14 protein-coding genes are annotated in these 18,634 nt (G+C 57.0%); 12 read left to right on the plus strand and 2 right to left on the minus strand.

The genetic code is table 11. The features are described 5' to 3' along the window. The first annotated feature begins 316 nt into the window (after nucleotides 1-316). From QFX07_RS00970 to QFX07_RS00995, 6 genes are all read left to right on the plus strand, one after another. On the plus strand, nucleotides 317-1,108 hold the full coding sequence (locus tag QFX07_RS00970; protein ID WP_049357323.1) for a DeoR/GlpR family DNA-binding transcription regulator: 792 nt from the start codon (nucleotides 317-319) through the stop codon (nucleotides 1,106-1,108). Then, nucleotides 1,108-2,058, plus strand: a complete 951-nt coding sequence (locus tag QFX07_RS00975) for a 1-phosphofructokinase family hexose kinase (RefSeq protein ID WP_279740974.1) — start codon at nucleotides 1,108-1,110, stop codon at nucleotides 2,056-2,058. The genes QFX07_RS00970 and QFX07_RS00975 overlap by 1 nt, the downstream gene beginning before the upstream one ends. Nucleotides 2,059-2,235: 177 nt before the next feature. Beyond that, nucleotides 2,236-4,233, plus strand: a complete 1,998-nt coding sequence (locus QFX07_RS00980; RefSeq protein WP_279740972.1) for a PTS fructose transporter subunit IIABC — start codon at nucleotides 2,236-2,238, stop codon at nucleotides 4,231-4,233. Nucleotides 4,234-4,335: 102 nt separating this feature from the next. Continuing rightward, complete coding sequence (ptsP, locus tag QFX07_RS00985; protein WP_279741072.1) at nucleotides 4,336-6,030, plus strand: phosphoenolpyruvate--protein phosphotransferase; 1,695 nt, start codon at nucleotides 4,336-4,338, stop codon at nucleotides 6,028-6,030. 233 nt (nucleotides 6,031-6,263) lie between these two features. Further along, nucleotides 6,264-6,542, plus strand: a complete 279-nt coding sequence (locus QFX07_RS00990; RefSeq protein WP_005504506.1) for an HPr family phosphocarrier protein — start codon at nucleotides 6,264-6,266, stop codon at nucleotides 6,540-6,542. A gap of 414 nt (nucleotides 6,543-6,956) precedes the next feature. Further along, a complete protein-coding gene (locus QFX07_RS00995) occupies nucleotides 6,957-9,092 on the plus strand; it encodes a threonine/serine exporter family protein (protein WP_279754728.1) in 2,136 nt (711 codons plus the stop codon). A gap of 153 nt (nucleotides 9,093-9,245) precedes the next feature. Here the strand turns inward: QFX07_RS00995 and QFX07_RS01000 are convergent, their stop codons facing one another. After that, entirely contained in the window at nucleotides 9,246-9,917 is a 672-nt protein-coding gene (locus QFX07_RS01000; RefSeq protein WP_279754729.1) for a uracil-DNA glycosylase, read from the minus strand. Nucleotides 9,918-10,106: 189 nt separating this feature from the next. On the opposite strand from QFX07_RS01000, the gene QFX07_RS01005 reads away from it, so the two are divergent. The 5 genes from QFX07_RS01005 to QFX07_RS01025 all read left to right on the plus strand — a co-directional run bounded on the left by QFX07_RS01005 (nucleotide 10,107) and on the right by QFX07_RS01025 (nucleotide 16,070). Next, a complete protein-coding gene (locus QFX07_RS01005; protein WP_279754730.1) occupies nucleotides 10,107-10,394 on the plus strand; it encodes a DUF3263 domain-containing protein in 288 nt (95 codons plus the stop codon). Nucleotides 10,395-10,666: 272 nt separating this feature from the next. Continuing rightward, nucleotides 10,667-11,257 carry a LytR C-terminal domain-containing protein gene (locus QFX07_RS01010; RefSeq protein WP_279754732.1) on the plus strand — a complete coding sequence of 197 codons (591 nt, stop codon included), beginning with the start codon at nucleotides 10,667-10,669 and terminating at the stop codon, nucleotides 11,255-11,257. A 412-nt stretch (nucleotides 11,258-11,669) separates the two neighbouring features. Next, nucleotides 11,670-13,292 (plus strand): chaperonin GroEL, encoded by a 1,623-nt coding sequence (groL, locus tag QFX07_RS01015; RefSeq protein ID WP_049346117.1) that lies wholly within the window; start codon nucleotides 11,670-11,672, stop codon nucleotides 13,290-13,292. Nucleotides 13,293-13,499: 207 nt separating this feature from the next. Continuing rightward, nucleotides 13,500-14,633, plus strand: coding sequence for a 23S rRNA (uracil(747)-C(5))-methyltransferase RlmC (gene rlmC, locus QFX07_RS01020; protein WP_279754841.1), 1,134 nt, complete (start codon nucleotides 13,500-13,502; stop codon nucleotides 14,631-14,633). Nucleotides 14,634-14,669: 36 nt separating this feature from the next. After that, on the plus strand, nucleotides 14,670-16,070 hold the full coding sequence (locus QFX07_RS01025; protein WP_279754733.1) for a hypothetical protein: 1,401 nt from the start codon (nucleotides 14,670-14,672) through the stop codon (nucleotides 16,068-16,070). Between the two features lie 173 nt (nucleotides 16,071-16,243). On the opposite strand, the gene QFX07_RS01030 is transcribed toward QFX07_RS01025, so the two are convergent. Next, nucleotides 16,244-16,756, minus strand: coding sequence for a mycothiol transferase (locus tag QFX07_RS01030; RefSeq protein ID WP_279754734.1), 513 nt, complete (start codon nucleotides 16,754-16,756; stop codon nucleotides 16,244-16,246). A 247-nt stretch (nucleotides 16,757-17,003) separates the two neighbouring features. On the opposite strand from QFX07_RS01030, the gene QFX07_RS01035 reads away from it, so the two are divergent. Continuing rightward, the gene (locus QFX07_RS01035; protein WP_279754735.1) at nucleotides 17,004-18,413 is read left to right on the plus strand and encodes an FAD-dependent oxidoreductase; all 1,410 of its coding nucleotides are present in this window, start codon (nucleotides 17,004-17,006) and stop codon (nucleotides 18,411-18,413) included. The last annotated feature ends 221 nt before the right edge of the window (nucleotides 18,414-18,634 follow it).

The following is an 18,634-nucleotide window of genomic DNA, read 5'->3' on the forward strand; positions in this document are numbered from 1 at the left end:
AGGGCGCTGTGTAGGGTTTAACACTGTGCGGATGGTGGGGGAGTGAGAAAACCCAACAATTTATTAGGTCAAACAGACATAAACAGGCGGTGACCTCCGATATAGTGTGGTTTCGGTAGGGAACATTCGGGTAATATTCTGGTAAATACAGCGTTTTGTATTGACTCACCCACAAAAACCCACATAAAATCAAGTATTACCCTCACGTGTTTTGCTGGCTCACTGAAACCATGTCTCTCATGGCCATATAAGCCGAGCAGAATGCAGAAAAGAACGCACAGATTTCCTCCCACTAGCCCAAAGGAACACCAGAGTTATGTTCGCAGAAGAACGCCGTGCCGAAATTGCAAAGCTTGTTGCCTCCGCACGTCGTGTCAACGGCGCTGACCTTGCGCGTCGTTACGATGTGACCATGGAGACCGTGCGTCGTGACCTCGCCGCACTGGAAGAGGCAGGTAAGCTCCGCCGCGTCCACGGTGGTGCGGTCACCATTGAGCAGTCCACCTCCCTGGAGTCCTCCATCTCCTCCCGACAGGGCATGAACACCCCCGAGAAGCGCCGCATCGCCACCAAGGCATACCAGATGTTGCGCGACTCCGAGGCAGGCTCCATCGTCCTAGATGCAGGCTCCACCATCGAAATTCTTGCCGACCACATCGGAGCCGAGAACTTCAGCCTCAAGACTGGCAACGACCGCATCATCATCACCCACGCACTGCATATTGCAGTCAAGCTCGCCGAAGCCGAGGGCGTTACCCTTGAACTGGTTGGCGGCCAGCTGCGCAAGATGACCTGGGCTGCTGTTGGTGCACGCGCCGCAGAGCACTTCGGTACCATGCGCCCCGATATTGCTTTCATCGGTGCCAACGGCATTGAAGCCCACTTCGGCATCTCCACCCCCGGCATGAACGAAGCCATCGTCAAGACCGCAATTTGTAAGGCAGCCCGCCGTGTGGTTTTGCTTTGTGACTCCGCGAAGTTCGGTCAGGAATCCCTGGTCCGCTTCGCTGGATTTGAGGATATTGACACCCTCATTACTGATCGCGAGCCCGAAGGTGCCCTTCGCCAGGCACTCGAGGCCGCAAATGTTGAGATAGTGATTGCCTAATGATTATTACTCTGACCGCCAACCCCAGCCTGGACCGCACCATTGAACTTGGTACACCCCTGGCTCACGGTGCCGTGCAGCGTGCTGTCGGTGCCGTACAGGATCCCGGTGGTAAGGGCGTGAATATTTCCCGCGCTCTGCAGGTTTCCGGTGTGTCGACCCTCGCCATTGTGCCCGGTGAAGCCAGCGACCCGGTGCTGACCGCACTGCAGGCTGTGGACGTCGAGTTCACTAACCTGCCCACCGGTGAGCCGATTCGCTCAAACATCACCGTGGTTGATCCGGATGGTACCACCACCAAACTGAATGCCCCCGGCACTGTTTTTGATGCCGAACTGCGTCAGAAGCTGGACGAGCTGGTAGTTGAGCGTTCCAAGGGTGCCGACTGGGTGGTTCTGGCTGGTTCGTTACCTCCGGGTCTGGAGCCGACCTACTACTCCGAGCTGGTGGCGGCACTGCGCGCCTCCGGCTACGAGGGCAAGATTGCTATTGATACCTCTGAAGCGCCGCTGATTGCGACCGTTGCCGGTGAGCATAAGCCGACCCTGATTAAGCCCAACTCGGAGGAGCTGGCTCAGTTGACCGGTAGCGATAACTGGGAGGAGCTGGAGGCCAGCCCCGAGCTGACCGCCCGCACCGCCCAGAAGCTACTCGGCGACGGCATCGAATATGTGCTTGCCACCCTCGGTGGCGGCGGTGCCGTGCTGGTCACTGAGCAGGGTATCTGGCACGCTGTGCACGAGCCGATTCAGGTTCGTAGCACTGTGGGTGCCGGTGACTCGTCGCTGTCCGGTTTCTTGATTGCTCACACTCGTGGTGAGGATGCCCCCGGTTGCCTGGTTCAGGCGGTAGCTCACGGTTCGGCTGCTGCTGCCCTGCCCGGTACCCGTATGCCTTCGCTAGAGCAGACCGCTCCTGAGAAGGTTAGTGTTCGTCAGTTGCAGCTCTAATTCGGCTGTTTTCACACCTCCAGCTTTTATTCTCAGAAGGGAATATAAGCTGCGGTGCTACCTAAACAGCCACACACATACGAACACAACACACTGCACACACTTTGAACCCATATAGGGGAGAAGCACCGCACCACTGAGCGAATCCCCGCCCCAACACATACCCGAGGAGGGAATATGTCTGATCTGATTACCGCAGATCTCGTCCTGTTGGACGAGAATCTCGGTGAGACCCGATTCGACGTAATTGCCAAGCTTGCCCAGGCAGTCGTAAACGCTGGACGCGCTACCGACTTCGAGCAGCTCTACGCGGCTGCCGAGGCACGCGAATCCAAGACCGACACCGGCATCCCCGGTGGTATTGCGATTCCGCACTGCCGTAGCGCTGCCGTCACCGAGCCGACCCTGGCGATGGCACGCCCCAACCCGGCAGTTTCCTTCGGCGCAAAGGACGGCCCCGCCGACCTGATTTTCTTCATCGCTGCACCCGACGGCGCTGACCAGGCTCACCTGAAACTGCTCTCCACCCTGGCACGTTCCCTGATGAAGAAGAGCTTCACCGCGTCCTTGCGTGAAGCCTCCTCGGCTGAAGAGATTGTTGAGCTGGTCAACGGTGCGCTCGGCGTAGGCGAGAAGAAGGCAGAAGCTAAGCCCCCCGAAGCTGTCCCCGCCGCCTCCGCTCAGGAAACCCCCGCTGCTTCGGCTCCGGTGAAGAAGATTGTTGCTGTGACTGCATGCCCCACCGGTATCGCCCACACCTACATGGCTGCGGACGCCCTCAAGTACGCTGCTGAAGAGCTCGGCTACGATCTGAAGGTTGAGACCCAGGGCTCCTCGGGTAATGAGAAGCTGACCCAGGCTGATATTGACGCCGCAGACGCCGTGATTTTTGCGGTGTCTGTGAACGTGCGTGAGCGTAACCGCTTCGCGGGTAAGCCCTTTGTCGAGTCTGCCGTCAAGCGCGGTATTGACGAGCCTAAGGAAATGATTGCGGAGGCTCTAGCTGAGGCTGAGAACCCCAACGGTGCACGCGTTGCTGCTGCCGCATCCAGCGGTGAGGACAGCCCAGGCGCTACCGAAGGCGCTTGGGGCTCGCGCATCTACAAGGCTGTAATGACCGGTATCTCCTACATGATTCCGTTCGTTGCTGCCGGTGGTATTCTGGTCGCCCTGGGCTTCGTTTTCGAGGCAATTACTATGCCGAATCTCGGCGATGTGAACACCAAGGCAATTCTCGATTCGGCAACCCTGTTCAACCTCGGTGATGTGCACTGGACCCTGTACCTGGGTGCTGTTCTGCAGACCATCGGTGGTTTCGGTCTGAGCCTGATGGTTCCGGCTCTTGCCGCGTACATTGCGTACGGTTTGGCTCAGCGTCCCGGTATCGCTCCGGGTTTCATTGCCGGTTCGGTGGCTCTTGCGGTGAACGCGGGCTTCCTTGGCGGTATTGTTGGCGGTATTCTCGCCGGTCTGATTGCGTACGCTCTGGGCACCCTGAAGCTGCCTCGCTGGCTTGGCTCGATGATGCCCGTGGTCATCACCCCGCTGGTAACTTCTCTGGTTGCCGGCCTGGCGATGTACCTGCTGCTCGGTGCGCCCCTGGCTTGGGTTATGACCACCCTGCAGGATTGGCTGACCTCCATGTCTGGCGGTTCTGCTCTGCTGCTGGGTCTGATTCTGGGCGCCATGATGGCTTCTGACCTGGGCGGTCCCATCAACAAGGCTGCTTACCTATTCGCAACCGCTGGCCTGTCCTCGGGGGCGACTGTGAACCAGGAAATCATGGCTGCTGTCATTATCTCCGGTATGGTTCCGCCGCTGGCTATGGCTCTGGCAACCACTCTGCGCCCCAAGCTGTTCAATGAGAACGAGCGTGAGAACGGTAAGGCTGCGTGGCTGCTGGGTGCATCCTTCATCTCTGAGGGTGCTATTCCCTTCGCTTCGGCTGACCCGGCTCGCGTGATTCCTTCGACCATTGTTGGTGGCGCTATCGCCGGTGCAATCTCCATGGGTGCGCACGTGGCTTCTCCGGCTCCGCACGGTGGTATTTGGATTATTGGTCTGGCGCAGAACCCGCTGATGTTCCTGGTGGCTGTTGCTGCCGGTACCATTGTTTCGGCGTTGCTGTACGTGGTATTGAAGTCCCTGGGTGCCCGCTCTAAGGCATCCGTGTAAAGGCCGTATAACCTCACCTTGCATTTGATCGTCTGTTTGCGGGCGTGAGTGTGAAAAAAACACGTTACACTGTAGACAAACCACAGATAGGACATGAACTCTATGACTACCTACAAGGGCGTCGGCGTATATGCCGGCCGCGTTATTGGCCCCGTTCTTCAGATGCCTAAGCCCATCGAGGAACCCAAGGATGGTCTGCGTCTGAGCGGTGAGACCGCTGAGGCTGCGGCACAGCGCATCAAGGACGCATCGGTCCGCGTCAAGGAAGACCTGCTGGCTCGCGCAGAGAATGCAGGCCGTGACGGTAAGGCTGTTCTGAAGTCCACCTCTCAGATGGCTACCGACCGTGCACTCATCAAGAGCGCTATCAAGCTAGTTGAGGCTCAGGAGATGGCTCCCGAGCGCGCAATCTGGGAGGCCGCAACCTCCTTCGCAGACCAGATGGCTGCCCTGGGCGGCTACATGGCTGAGCGCGTCACCGACATCCACGACGTGCGTGCCCGCATCGTTGCTGAGCTGACCGGCCAGCAGGCTCCCGGCATCCCCGTTTCTGACGAGCCGTTCATCCTGGCTGCTATTGACCTGGCACCGGCTGATACCGCGACTCTGGACCCCGAGAAGGTTATTGCACTGATTACCTCTGACGGTGGACCGCAGGCACACACCGCTATTCTGGCTCGCGGCTTGGGCCTGCCCGCTATTGTGGCTGCTAAGGGCGTGACCGACATTGCTGACGGCACCATCGTCTACGTGGACTCCAACGAAGGCATCGTTGACACCGAGCCCACCGACGCTGACCGCGAAGCAGCAATCAAGTACGCAAACCGCAAGCCCGTCGCTGACTTCGACGGTCAGGGTGTGCTGGCTGACGGCACCCGCGTTGAGCTCTACGCAAACGTTGGTGACGGCAAGTCCGCTGAGAAGGCTGCAAGCCTGAAGGCTGAGGGAGTTGGCCTGCTCCGCACCGAGTTTGGCTTCCTGGGCCACGACGCTGAGCCTTCCATCGAGACTCAGGCTAAGACCTACAAGTCCGTGTTTGACGCATTCCCCGGCAAGCACATTGTGGTTCGTACCCTGGACGCTGGCGCTGACAAGCCCCTACCGTTCCTGAACGTGAACCCCGAAGAGAACCCCGCACTGGGTGTTCGTGGTTTCCGTACCGACTGGACCGTTCCGGGCGTTCTGACCCGCCAGCTGGAGGCTATTAAGGCTGCTTCGGAGAACTCCGACGCTGATATCTGGGTTATGGCTCCGATGATTTCGACCACTTCGGAGGCGCGAAACTTCGCGAACATGCTCAAGGAGATTGGCCTGCCCGTTCACGGTGTGATGGTTGAGACCCCCGCAGCTGTGATGAACGCTGAGGCTATCCTGGGCGAGGTCGACTTCGTGTCCATCGGTACCAACGACCTGACCCAGTACACCATGGCGGCTGACCGTCTGCTGGGCGACCTGGCGCACCTGAACAACCCCTGGCAGCCTGCAGTGCTGAAGATGATTAAGATGACCGTTGAGGGTGCTCAGCGTGCATCGGTCACCGCGGGTAAGAAGAAGTACGTGAGCGTCTGTGGTGAGGCTGCGGCTGACCCGGCTCTGGCTGTTGTTCTGATTGGTTTGGGTGTTGACACTCTGTCCATGAATGCTGGCGCTATCCCCGCTGTGGCTGCGGTTCTGAAGTCTGTGACCAAGGAGAAGGCACAGCAGATTGCGGCTATCGCTCTGCAGCAGATTTCTTCTGCTGAGGCGAAGGAGAGCGCACGTAAGGCTCTGCCGATTCTGGACGAGCTGGGCCTCTAAGCCTTAAAACGATTCCGTGTTCTGCCTACCGCCCCTCGACGGGGTGTGGAGGTAGTGTCCGGATCCGTAAAAATGCCGGGTGCAGGGTCTTATTTTTGCATCCGGCATTTTTGTACTTGTTAGCGTATGGCTGAACGGTACAATTTATAGAGTAAGGGCGGGTCCTGAAGCGCCCCGTTCATTTAGAATAGGTACTGATATATTTTCAGTTCCTTAATCAAAGGAGAAACATAATGGCAGAGCGCGAAGCCACTATTGCAAGCCGTGTTGGCCTGCACGCACGTCCGGCAGCTATCTTCGCTGAGGCAGCTGGCGACCTCCCCGTTGAGGTGACCATTGCTGCTAAGGGTGAGCCCGCAGATGAGGCTATGGACGCTGCATCGATTCTGTCCCTGATGTCCCTGGGCGCAAAGCACGGCGACGTTGTTGTCCTGCGCGCTGAGGGCGAAGGTGCTGAAGAGGCTCTGGACTCGCTGGTTAAGATCCTCGAGACCGACCACGACGCTGAGTAATTGACTCTCGCCTCTGAGGTCAACCCTAAGCGGTGCACTTCGGAGGCTGTGAAGGCTACAGCCTTAAAGCGTGAATATCCCGTCACTTCGGTGGCGGGATATTTCTTTATTTTATTATGAATAATTCGTGTTTTATTGAGTTATGAGTGAAGGTAGATGGAAGATATTTCTTTGTATAAATCTTAATGTACATATAATATTTATTTTTCCTTGAAAATATCTCCCAAAATATTTTCTGTATGCTAGAAACCTATATTTCTCTCCAGTGCAACGAAGCTATCTATTGTAGATATCGTAGAGCGCTTTTTTGCTCATATAACCGCTGGATAGAAAAGCGATATTTCTGTTTGCCAGTGCTACCACAGAATCCTGCCCTTGTTAGACTAAATAGGCACTGTCTATCTGGGAGGGACATTGGCAGAATCGAGGAACACCCCCGCGAACTCCACATCGCGGGAAGCTTCGCATGCAGGCGAAGCAAACACTGCCGCGACGGAAGGAAGCGAGCAGAATACTACCGAAGGCTACATTGCCGGTAAGCGCGGTTTTCCCCTGGTTTCACTAGACCAGGTCACCGACGAGAAATTACGCCGTGTATTGGCTCGGCAGACCCCCTCTGCGAAAACTCAGGAGGGTACCGTCGCAGCAGAAGCTGTCAGCGAAGTACTCCAAGAAGTAGCTGCGGACATGGGCATCCCCGCGCAGGAGGTAGAGCCCGCCAGCGACCCCGAGCCGAGCTCTAACAGTCACGGTGCACGCACCGTTATTGATCCCTCCCTCATACCTGTGGACGACCTGGACGCATACCGTGAGGACCCGCACCCCACCACTTCAAGCAATATGGTGACTGAGGCGGCGCTGACTCGGCCCTCCCAACCGGTACCTATGACTGGCATGATTCCGCAGGTGCCGAACTCTCACGCAGCCCGACGCTACGGTGCGGAACCTACCGCCGTGCCGAAAACTGGACCTGTCTCAATGTCCACCACCTCCGTACCGCTGGTCAACGGTGGCTCTCGCGGCCTGTTTGGGCGCGGTAGTGGTGGCCGTTGGGGTTCGCGTCGCCTCCGCTCCTTCGTGCGCGCTGAGGAGGCTGCACCGGCTGCCCCGCGCGGTGCTCAGCGGATTGCTCAGCGTCAGTTTGTGCCGACTATTCGTACCGAAGACCATGAGCGTCGTGAGGCATTCCGCCGCGAGAAGGAATACGCTCGTGATACGCTGAACTTCACCTTGCGCCTGGCAGAGGCGATGTTCCACTATGGCGCGGATGCTATGGATGTTGACTCGGCGATTATTGCGGTTTCTTCGGCGTATGGTTTGGACTCGGTTGAAGTGGATATTACAAACCAGTCGGTGACCATCAACTATACGTCGGACCCCGATATTTACATGGAGTCCCGCATCGCTAAGCGCAATGTGAACGCTGAGGAGCGCTTCACCCACACTTTGGTGCGTGTGGTGCGTTCCTCTACGGAGAACTATGAGGCACTTTCTGAGGTGTACGGACTGATTTACAAGATCACTCGCGGCGGTATGACCCTGGAAATGGCTGATTTGAAGCTGAACCAGATTACGCACCGCCCTAAGCCGTTCCCGCCTCTGGTGGTGTGGCTAGCGAATCTAGCGTGTGCTGGAACCCTGACAGCGGCGCTGGGGGCGAGTTTTGCGACGGCGTTGAGCGCTGCGATTATCTTTATTCCCGTGTATCTGCTGATTCAGTGGTTGAGTTCGATTGGTATTCCGGTCTTCTTCCGCATGGCTGCTAGTGCAGGTCTGATGACTTTCTTGGCGATTTGGCTGGGCGGTGAAGGGTCCATTCTTTCGGTGCTTCAGCGTCAAGGAGAGGCGATTTCGGCACCTCTGGTGGTGGCTGCGGGCATGATTATGTTCTTGCCGACTCCTCGTCTGGTGGGTGCCGTGCAGGATGCGATCAATGGCTTCCCGGTGACGGCTGCGGGCCGTTTTGTATCGACGGGTATGAGCTTCTTGGGCCTGGTGGTTGGTATTGCCACCGCGGTGAGTGCGATTAATATTTTCAACGGACCGACCCTGGATATTGAGCAGCTGCGTTTTGAGCCGACGACCCCGCTGGTGGCGTCTTTCTTCTTCCTGGTAGCGATTGCAACTTTTGCAATTACCTTGCAGACGAAACTGGTGAAGGTCGGTTGGCTGATGGTCATTACGGGTTGCGGTTTGGCGGCGTATTACGGCTACGAGATATTTGCCGGTCCGAGTACTGGTCGTGGTCCGACGGCGTGTGCGGCGGTTGTGATTGGTGCGTTGAGCACGTATTTTGCCTACCGTCTGCATGTGCCTCAGGCAATTTTCTCGATTCCGGCGATTACGTTCTTGCTGCCGGGTCTGTCGTTCTTCCGTGGTATGTATTTATTGACGGTTGAGACGGATGTGATTCTGGGTCTACAGAATATGATTACGGCGGTTTCAATTGTTGTGGCGATGGCTTCGGGTGTTGCCTTGGGCAATTACACGATGCAGTACGCGCTACAGCATTTTATGACTCCGCGGAATGTGGAGCCGGCAAATTCTTAACCTTATTTTCAAGGGTATATAGTCAATATTGCATATATTGGATGTAGCGAAGGGGCGGTAGCATACGAGTTCAACTCACATGCTACCGCCCCTTCGCTACATCCATTGCGTCAGTTCTTACGCTGGATCTTTTACTGTGCCTAGCGAGCCGTCCTAGTGGACTGTCCAATCCACCGGCTCCGCACCCTGCTGCACCAGCAAAGAATTTACGGTTGAAAACGGGCGCGAACCAAAGAAACCACGATGAGCAGACAGCGGCGAAGGATGCGTCGACTCCACGCTCGGGTACGGCTGCAGCATGGGTGCGCACTTGCGCGCATCCGCGCCCCACAGTAGACCCACCAGTGGCTGGTTACGCGCCACCAACGCGCTGATAGCGCACTCGGTGATCTCCTCCCAACCCTTGCCGCGGTGCGAACCCGCATCAGACTCGCGCACCGTCAAAACCCTGTTGAGCAGCATGACACCCTCATTAGCCCAACAGGACAGGTCACCGTGATCAGCCGGGGCGATACCCAAATCATCCTGCAGCTCCTTGTAAATATTATTCAGCGAACGAGGCAGAGGCATACTACGGTGCACAGAGAACGACAGACCCATCGCATTACCCGGAGTGGGGTAGGGGTCCTGACCAATAATAAGGACCTTCACCTGGCTCATTGGGCGGCGGAACGCATTGAAAATATCGGTAGCAGGTGGGAAAGTACGGTACCCCGCCGCGTGCTCCTCACGCAGGAAAGCGCCCATGGCGTGAATCTGCTCTTGGACGGGGGCGAGTGCTGCCGCCCAATCCTCGCTCATAATGCTGCTGAGGGGCTGGTTCATGAATCTCCTGAGGCTGATGCGACCCTGACGGTAACGGGAGGGGTGCGGGATGAATGCTTCTCCTCTAGACTGAGGCTTTCTCTAGACTGAGGCTTTCTCTAGGCTAGGGTTCTCTTCTAGACTAGGGGATGACGAATACATACGCTAGAGACGCCCGCCGTGGCAGGTGAGCTACAGACAGGAGGGAATGTGTCAGAACAGGAACGTACTGAAACCGTGCAGAGCCAGGCGGAAGTAGAAAACCAGTCGGAACTGCAGAACCAACCCGGCGGCCTGAGCCCGGTGGAGCGCCGCATCCTTGAGGTGGAGCGCCGCCGCTTCAAGCACCAGGGTTCCAAAGAGAAGGCGATTATCGCCGCCGGATTCACCCCGATTGCCTACTACCAGCGCCTGAACGTGATGCTGGACGATGAGCGGGTACGCGCCGCAGCGCCGCAGATGATCGACGTTCTGCGCGTCCGCCGAGACGCTGACTAGGGGCTCAAACTGGGGGAGTCGTGCGAGCTTTCCAAATCCTGCTTTCAACCCCGCGCACCTCAAGTTCAGCTAGAGATTGAACACTGTGCGGTGCCCGTCTCTTTCGCAGCCGGTTGCGGGGCGTTCACGTTGGTTCTCGCTAGTTGAGACGGTACTCTAGGTACTAGAACACCAAGACCGTACCTTCCGTAGCCGCGCGATGCGTCAGCCCATGCGCCAGGCAGGACGGTACGGTACCAGCCGGTAAACAGAGACCCGTGAAATGAGGATAAATGAGCTACCCCCGCGACGAATTTGACGAGGTAGACGAAAACACCGCCCGCCGCGGAACCTACCGCGCGGTCAATGCTGACCCGGCAAAGAGCCCCAAGGGCGCGATCCCCCTGGTAGTAGCTGGCGTTGTTGGCCTGCTCATCGGCGGCGCAATGTACGTGTACGCGCCGCGCACCGCCTCCCCGCAGTATTCGGCGTCCACCGCGAAGAGTAGCTCCGCCCCCGCAAGCGCCTCTGCGTCCTCTGCGCCGGCTAAGGCTTCCGCCTCGGCAAGTGCTACGAAGACTGGTCTGGCTGAGTCCATCTCTGTGGCGGTCTACAATGCGGCGGCTCCGGCGGGTAGCGCATCCCGTGCGGCGGCTCTGCTGACCGGCTACACCATCAACGAGACGGCAAACTACACGGGTGTGGCACCGGCAACCAGCGTGGTCTACTACGCTGAGGGCTACCAGTCGCAGGCGCAGAGCATCGCCTCGAAGCTGGACATTTCGCAGGTGCGCCAGGCGACCGCCAACGTTGAGATGGGTAACCACGAGGTCATCGTGATTCTGTCGTCGGATTACACCGGCTCCGCTACTGCCGCGGAATAGGTTCAGGCGGTTGCCGGGGGTGAGTCTAAGCCCGAGAGTCTAAGCCCGCGCCAGCTGTTTCAACCATAACGACTTCTGCTCAACCCCATCCGCGCAATTCCACTGATGCGCCGGGTGGGGTTGATGCTTTTAACACCCCTCACGCGCTCCCGGCGGGCACACCGATAACGCCCCTTTTGGCGGGGTTGATGAGCGCAGATTAAGCACTGGGCGATTAACCCTTCAACCTTGGGCTTAAACGTTTGCTCCATGCCGGTGCGGGTGCCACAATTGATGTAGCATTCGGGTGCTTTATGCCCTACTCTGCCCGCGCCTCCGTACCGGGGGTGTTGTGGAGGGGCAACCACCCGATTTTAGATGTACCGCACCCGCAAGGGTGAAGGAAAAAATCCAATCGTCCAGGAGGACACTTATGGCAAAGCTCATTGCTTTTGACGAAGAGGCACGCCGCGGCCTTGAGCGCGGTTTGAACACCCTCGCCGATGCAGTGAAGGTGACCCTCGGCCCCCGCGGCCGCAACGTTGTGCTGGAGAAGGCGTGGGGCGCCCCCACCATCACCAACGACGGTGTCTCGATCGCGAAGGAAATCGAGCTGGAGGATCCGTACGAGAAGATTGGTGCGGAGCTCGTCAAGGAAGTTGCTAAGAAGACTGACGACATCGCAGGTGACGGTACCACCACCGCTACCGTTCTGGCTCAGGCACTGGTTCGCGAGGGCCTGCGCAACGTGGCTGCTGGCGCTGACCCGCTGAGCCTCAAGCGCGGCATTGAGAAGGCTGTTGAGGCTGTGACCGAGGCTCTGCTCTCCTCCGCGAAGGAAGTTGAGACCGAGGAAGAGATCGCTGCAACCGCATCTATTTCCGCTGGCGACGCTGAGATCGGCAAGCTCATTGCTGAGGCAATGGAGAAGGTCGGCAAGGAAGGCGTCATCACCGTTGAGGACTCCAACACTTTCGGTCTGCACCTCGAACTGACTGAGGGTATGCGCTTCGACAAGGGCTTCCTGTCCGGTTACTTCGTGACCGACCCGGAGCGTCAGGAAGCAGTCCTGGAGGACCCCTACATCCTGGTTGTGAACCAGAAGATTTCGAACGTTAAGGACCTCGTCCCCGTCCTGGAGAAGGTCATGCAGTCCGGCAAGCCGCTGCTGATTGTTGCTGAGGACGTTGAGGGTGAGGCTCTGGCTCTGCTGGTGCTGAACAAGATGCGCGGTTCCATCAAGTCCGTTGCTGTGAAGGCTCCGGGCTTCGGTGACCGCCGTAAGGCTCAGATGGCTGATATCGCTATCCTGACCGGTGGTCAGGTCATTACCGAAGAGGTTGGCCTGTCCCTGGACGCAGCAACCCTGGACATGCTCGGTTCCGCTCGCAAGGTCGTTGTGACCAAGGACGAGACCACCATCATCGAGGGCGCAGGCGACGCAGCAGCTATTGAGGGTCGCGTTGCTCAGATTCGCGCAGAGATTGCTAACTCTGACTCCGACTACGACCGTGAGAAGCTGCAGGAGCGCCTGGCTAAGCTCGCCGGTGGTGTTGCTGTGCTGAAGGCTGGTGCCGCAACTGAGGTTGAGCTGAAGGAGCGCAAGCACCGCATTGAGGATGCTGTGCGTAACGCTAAGGCTGCTGTTGAGGAGGGTATCGTCCCCGGTGGTGGCGTTGCTCTGATTCAGGCTGGCGTGAAGGTCTTCGACAAGCTGGAGCTGACCGGCGACGAGGCGACCGGCGCGAACATTGTGCGCGTGGCTATTGACGCACCGCTGAAGCAGATCGCTGCTAACGCTGGCCTGGAGCCGGGCGTTGTGGTTGACCGCGTTCGTTCCCTGCCCGCTGGTACCGGCCTGAACGCTGCGACCGGCGAGTACGAGGACCTGATGGCTGCCGGTATTGCTGACCCGGTGAAGGTGACCCGTTCGGCTCTGCAGAACGCTGCGTCTATTGCTGGTCTGTTCCTGACCACTGAGGCTGTTGTTGCGAACAAGCCGGAGCCCGCTGGTGCGGCTGCTCCCGGTGCGGACGCAATGGGCGGAATGATGTAGTAAAAATTTATCCCTGAGGGGGTAAATTTCTACGGAATCCGTGGCACGCGAAGCGTGACCCGGTGGTGACCTAACGCTGGTACTCAAACCGGCGCAGGTCCACGCATCCGTATGAGGCGGGGGCGGCTACCCATGAAGGGTGGCCGCCCCCGCTTTTGTGTGCCCAAGCGTCCTGTCCCGCCGGTGGAGGCGGTAGAATGGCTCCTTATGGAATGCGCCTATTTTCGTGATGACCTTTGCTCCTCCTGCCCCAGCATTGAGACCGCCTACACCGCGCAGGTGCAGGCGAAGCAAGAGCACGCCCGCGCCCTGCTCGCTAACTACCCGCAGCTGCAGTGGCTGGATCCGGTGACCAGCGCGGAGGCGGGCTTCCGCAACAAGGCGAAGCTTGTGGTGGGTGGTTCGGCGAAGAACCCGACCCTCGGCATTGTGGATTACCGTACGGGCGCCTCCACGGATCTTGGAGAATGCCCGCTCTATATGGAGCCGATTCAGGCGGCTATTCCGGTGCTACGTGAGCTGATTCAGCGCGCGGACCTGACCCCTTATGACATTCCGAATCGTCGCGGTGAGCTGAAGAATATTCTGGTGACTGCTTCGGCGGCGGGTGAGCTGATGGTACGTTTTGTGTTGCGTTCGAAGAAGCTGCTGGTGCCGATTCGCCGCCAGATGGACTGGCTGCAGGAGCAGCTGCCGAACCTGGCGGTGCTGTCGGTGAACCTGCTGCGTGAACCGGTGGCGCGCGTTGAGGGCGATGAGGAGATTATCCTTTCGGAGCGTCAGACCCTGCCGATGCAGGTGAACGACCTGACTCTGCATCTGCGTCCGCAGAGCTTCTTCCAGACGAACACGAAGGTTGCGGAGGCGATGTACGCGCAGGGCCGTGAGTGGGTGCGTGAGGTGGCTCCGCGCTCGCTGTGGGACCTGTACTGCGGCGTGGGTGGTTTTGCTCTGCATGCCGCTTCGGTGATGGACGGCGGTTCGGTGACGGGTATTGAGATTAGTGCGGAGGCGGTCGCTTCGGCGCAGCGCACGGTGGCTGAGTATGGGCTGGAGGGCGTGGGCTTTTCGGCTCAGGATGCTCCGGAGTTCGCGGTGTCTTCGGGGGCGGTGCCGCAGATGCTGGTGGTGAACCCGCCGCGCCGCGGTATTGGTGAGAGCTTGTGCGCGTGGATTGAGGGTTCGGGTATTGACCGTGTGGTGTATTCGAGCTGTAATGCGGTGACTTTGGCGAAGGATCTGGGGCGTATGCCGTCGTATGCGCCGGTGCAGGGCCGTGTGCTGGATATGTTCCCGCATACGGACCACTACGAGGTCATGGTGCTGTTGCAGCGCACGTAGCTGATAGTATAATGAATACCATTAGAAATATATATTGTGTTTGTTATTTATTTTTGGAAAGGGGAAATAGGAAAAATGAATTTTTCTAGAGTTTTTCAATGGTTAGTTCCATTGGTTATTTTCATTGTTGCTGGGAATTTTCTGAATTTTTTCGGAATCATTGAAAGTTTATTGGATGGGTATAGTAAAGAGAGTAAATTATTTTGGATAACAGGGTTGTACTTATTTATAGTAGGACTATATTTATTTCTATATGCATGGCTTGTGTATGCACTTAAAGTTTTTACTTTGAATCATATTGATAAATCCGGAGAAAAAGCAATTCAAGAATTCCGGGTTAATTCCGCTGTTGCAAGAGTGAAATTTTCCCGAATCTTGAGAAAGATATTCTATGCCATAAGCCCTGTGATGATTGTTTCAGTCCCTGAAAGCAGTCATAAGGAATCTGTGTGGTCGGCTTTGAATGGAAGGCCGAAAAAATATGCTGTTATTGGTTTCGTCAAGCTGATATTCGTTTTGTTGGCTATTTCATTTGGATTAGCTTGCTATTCGTTGAAGGTGTTGGATTGGACTGATTCTCATGGATTAAGCGTGCGAGAATGGGTGAATGGCGCATTAGGTATTAGGTTGGATATTGCAGGTATTCTCTCTAGCTTACCTGTTGTTACTGCCTTGATTGCTTTGGTGCCAACATTCTTGGCCTTCTATTTTTATAATCAGAAACGTGATGTTCGAAAAATTATCAGCAATGAGGAAAATAAGCGCCTAGAGGAAGCTGCTCTGGCGTATGAAAAATTGGTGGTCTGGATTGATAGAAATATAAAAGATGTAACAAAAAACTATGATAATATTATAAATCGGCAGGATAGTGTTATTCGGAATCGACTAGTGAATCGTGTCCCGAACTATCCTTCACTGACTACGTACCGTCTTTGCCCTCCGGATACTAATACTAAGGATGGCACTAAGGATGGTACTAAGGATGTAGATTCTGGTAAGTATCGCATGAGGGATTTTGACTCGAACTATTATGCGGAGAAGATTTCTGGTGTTGATGAGCTCACTGAAATTATTGATGAATTATTGAGTCCTAGAATAATTAGTTCTACTAAATTAATCGCAATGAGCAATAGTAATATATGGAGTCTTTATTATATGATGCCGGATCTAAGAAGTGAGAACAAGGTTAATCGTTTATTCTATTTAGAGGATGGTATAAAAGATTATGTCTCAGCATGCAGTAAAATGCCAAATAAACTTAATTATGATGAACTGGAAGAGGAATGGCGATTGGAGTCCTCTGCTATTGCTCGTAATATATACGATAATCTTAAAAAGATAGACTCTTTGAGACTTGGAGCTATCGCTCTAAAGAAATATCTATATCCTTCAAGGACTGAGCAAGTTCTTGTCAAAATTTTCCGAAAGGAAAAATAGCCACCTCGGTGAGCTAAATATTACTTTCTTGCTCTGTTGGGTGTAGAGTAAAAAATCTATGCTCATTAGGGTAGAAGAATTCTGTAGATAGGCGGTGGCGTCTCGGACGGTTGTGTCCGAGGCGCCACCGCTCCTTCGTGTCTAGTGTTGGGGCGAGGTTTAGCTCGCCACTCTTACCCCTGCGCCGCGAGGATACCCGCCGCGTACGCCGCCTGACCCACGTGCTGTGCCGCGTCGTCAATCATGCTGACCAGGCGCACACCGCGAGTCACCGGCGGAGTCCACGAACGGTCAATAATCTCACTCAAATCAGCCTCGCTCAGCGTCTGCGCGTAGGCTGCGAGCGCCTCGCCGGTCGCCACAAGGTACTCCACCAGCAGCGCAGAATCTTCAACCACGATGGAACGTGCCTGCTCGGCGGTGTGGCCGTAGCCCATGGTGTCGCCCAGCTCGCCCAGGTTGAAACGCTCCCTGAAGCCCTGCGCCTCCCAGACCTGCGGCTGACCGTTCAGCGCGGAGAGCTGCATGTCCATCTGTCGTCCGGCGTGCCAGAGCAGCCAGGCGATAGAGTTCGGGTGCCCGCCCGGGTGGGCGTTGAGCGCCTCGGGGGATAGCCCCTTGACGGCTACGGCGGCTTCGATGCCGGGGCGGCTGGCGGCGTCACGCAGAATATCGTGGGTTTTCATGGAATCCTCCTGATTGTGCTGGCTTCTCATGGGCTGGCTTCTCTTAGGGAGCCGGGTGGTTTCAGTCTACGCCCGCGCGGGCTCTGAGGGGTGGCTGTGGAAGGAGAGAGGGGGGCTTTGCTCACTTCCTAGCGGTGGGGGCGTGAATTGGGGTGGCAAGAAAAAATGTGGCGCGCGGGAATAATACTTATTTCTTCCCGTTGAACTCTGTGAAGACATCATCATCTAAATTTCACAGGAGAATATTATGACCACCCCCGCTCAGCTGCACTTTGACATGGTCGTCATCGGCTTCGGCAAGGGCGGCAAGACCCTCGCCGGCGCATACGCCAAGACCGGTAAGAACGTTGCCCTCATCGAACAGTCCACCGGCATGTATGGCGGCACCTGCATCAACATCGGTTGTGTACCCACCAAGGCGCTCGTGCACCGTGCCGACGAGTTCCGTGCCAGCGGCGAGCGCACCCTTGAAGAGGCAAACGCCGCCTACGAATCCGCCGTGGTTTTCCGTGACAAGCTGACCGGCATGATGCGCGCCAAGAACCGCGAAATCCTGCTGTCCAACGAGACTGCCAAGCTCATTGACGGTCACGCACGCTTCATCTCCGACACCGAGGTTGAGGTTACCGCGGGCGAGGACACCCTGCGCGTTACCGCCGACTACTTCATCGTCAACACCGGCGCCGTGTCGGTCATCCCGCCGATTGAGGGCGTCCGCGAATCTGAGCGTGTGCTCACCTCCACCGAGCTGCAGAAGCTCACCCCGCGCCCCAAGCGCCTGGGCATCATCGGTGGCGGCCCCATCGGTGTTGAGTTTGCCGGTATTTTCTCCTCCTACGGCACTGAGGTAACCATTCTGGACGGTGCGCCCGCCCTCTTCGGCCGCTACGACGAGGACGTTGCCCAGGTTGCCCGCGAGATTATCGCAGACCAGGACATTACCGCTCACACCGGCGTGCGTGTGCAGTCCTTCAAGGACGGCGCTGACTCGGTGACCGTGACCTACCTCGACTCCGAGGGCGCTACCCGGGAGCTGGAGGTGGACTACGTGATGGTTGCGACCGGCCGCAAGCCCGCCACCGAGGGTCTGGGTCTGGAGAACACCAGCATCGAAACCAACGACCGCGGCGCAATCGTCGTGGATGAGCACCTGCGCAGCACCGTGCCGAATATTTTCGCGCTCGGTGACGTGAACGGCGGCCCGCAGTTCACCTACATCTCCATGGATGACTACCGCGTGGTGCTCTCCCAGCTGGTCGGTGACGGTTCCCGCTCCACCAAGGACCGCAAGGCAGTGGCTTCGACCATTTACATGAACCCGCCGCTGTCTTCGGTTGGTCTGACTGAGCGTGAGGCGATTGAGGCTGGCCACAAGGTGAAGGTCGCTTCGAAGCCGGTTGCCGCGGTTGCCGCGATGCCGCGCGCGAAGACCCAGGAGAACCCGCGCGGCATCATGAAGTTCGTGATTGACGCGCAGACCGACCAGATTCTGGGTGCCCAGCTGCTGGTAATCGAGTCCATGGAGGTTATTAACCTGGTGGCTCTGGCGATGCGCCACGGCATTACCGCTTCGCAGCTGCGCGATGAGATTTACACTCACCCCTCGATCACTGAGGGTCTGAATGAGGTTCTTGCCGTCGCGGTGCCCGTGAACTAGTCGAACTAGAATCGCGTCTGGATTCGCGGTTCGTATAGCGTTTCTGCTTGTCTGAGTGCTTCCCTGCCCGTTCCGCCCGTTGTGCTGTCAACGGAGGTACGGGTGGGGAAGCATTTTTGTTAAGGCTCATATATACCTAGTAGCTAAGCATGCCCTAAGATGGTTATGAGATAAGCGCAAGCTCACCGATTGGGTGGTCAGCGCGAGAGGGCTCGGAGGAG

The sequence above is a fragment of the Rothia similimucilaginosa genome (assembly GCF_029850985.2).
Taxonomy (GTDB): Bacteria; Actinomycetota; Actinomycetes; order Actinomycetales; family Micrococcaceae; genus Rothia.

Excerpts from the sequence above, each read along its gene's own strand:
- QFX07_RS01000 (WP_279754729.1), bottom strand. The coding sequence starts at position 9,917 with ATGAACCAGCCCCTCAGCAGCATTATGAGCGAGGATTGGGCGGCAGCA.
- QFX07_RS01035 (WP_279754735.1), top strand. The coding sequence starts at position 17,004 with ATGACCACCCCCGCTCAGCTGCACTTTGACATGGTCGTCATCGGCTTC.
- groL (WP_049346117.1), top strand. The coding sequence starts at position 11,670 with ATGGCAAAGCTCATTGCTTTTGACGAAGAGGCACGCCGCGGCCTTGAG.
- QFX07_RS01010 (WP_279754732.1), top strand. The coding sequence starts at position 10,667 with ATGAGCTACCCCCGCGACGAATTTGACGAGGTAGACGAAAACACCGCC.
- QFX07_RS00975 (WP_279740974.1), top strand. The coding sequence starts at position 1,108 with ATGATTATTACTCTGACCGCCAACCCCAGCCTGGACCGCACCATTGAA.
- rlmC (WP_279754841.1), top strand. The coding sequence starts at position 13,500 with ATGGAATGCGCCTATTTTCGTGATGACCTTTGCTCCTCCTGCCCCAGC.
- QFX07_RS01030 (WP_279754734.1), bottom strand. The coding sequence starts at position 16,756 with ATGAAAACCCACGATATTCTGCGTGACGCCGCCAGCCGCCCCGGCATC.
- QFX07_RS00980 (WP_279740972.1), top strand. The coding sequence starts at position 2,236 with ATGTCTGATCTGATTACCGCAGATCTCGTCCTGTTGGACGAGAATCTC.
- ptsP (WP_279741072.1), top strand. The coding sequence starts at position 4,336 with ATGACTACCTACAAGGGCGTCGGCGTATATGCCGGCCGCGTTATTGGC.
- QFX07_RS00970 (WP_049357323.1), top strand. The coding sequence starts at position 317 with ATGTTCGCAGAAGAACGCCGTGCCGAAATTGCAAAGCTTGTTGCCTCC.
- QFX07_RS00990 (WP_005504506.1), top strand. The coding sequence starts at position 6,264 with ATGGCAGAGCGCGAAGCCACTATTGCAAGCCGTGTTGGCCTGCACGCA.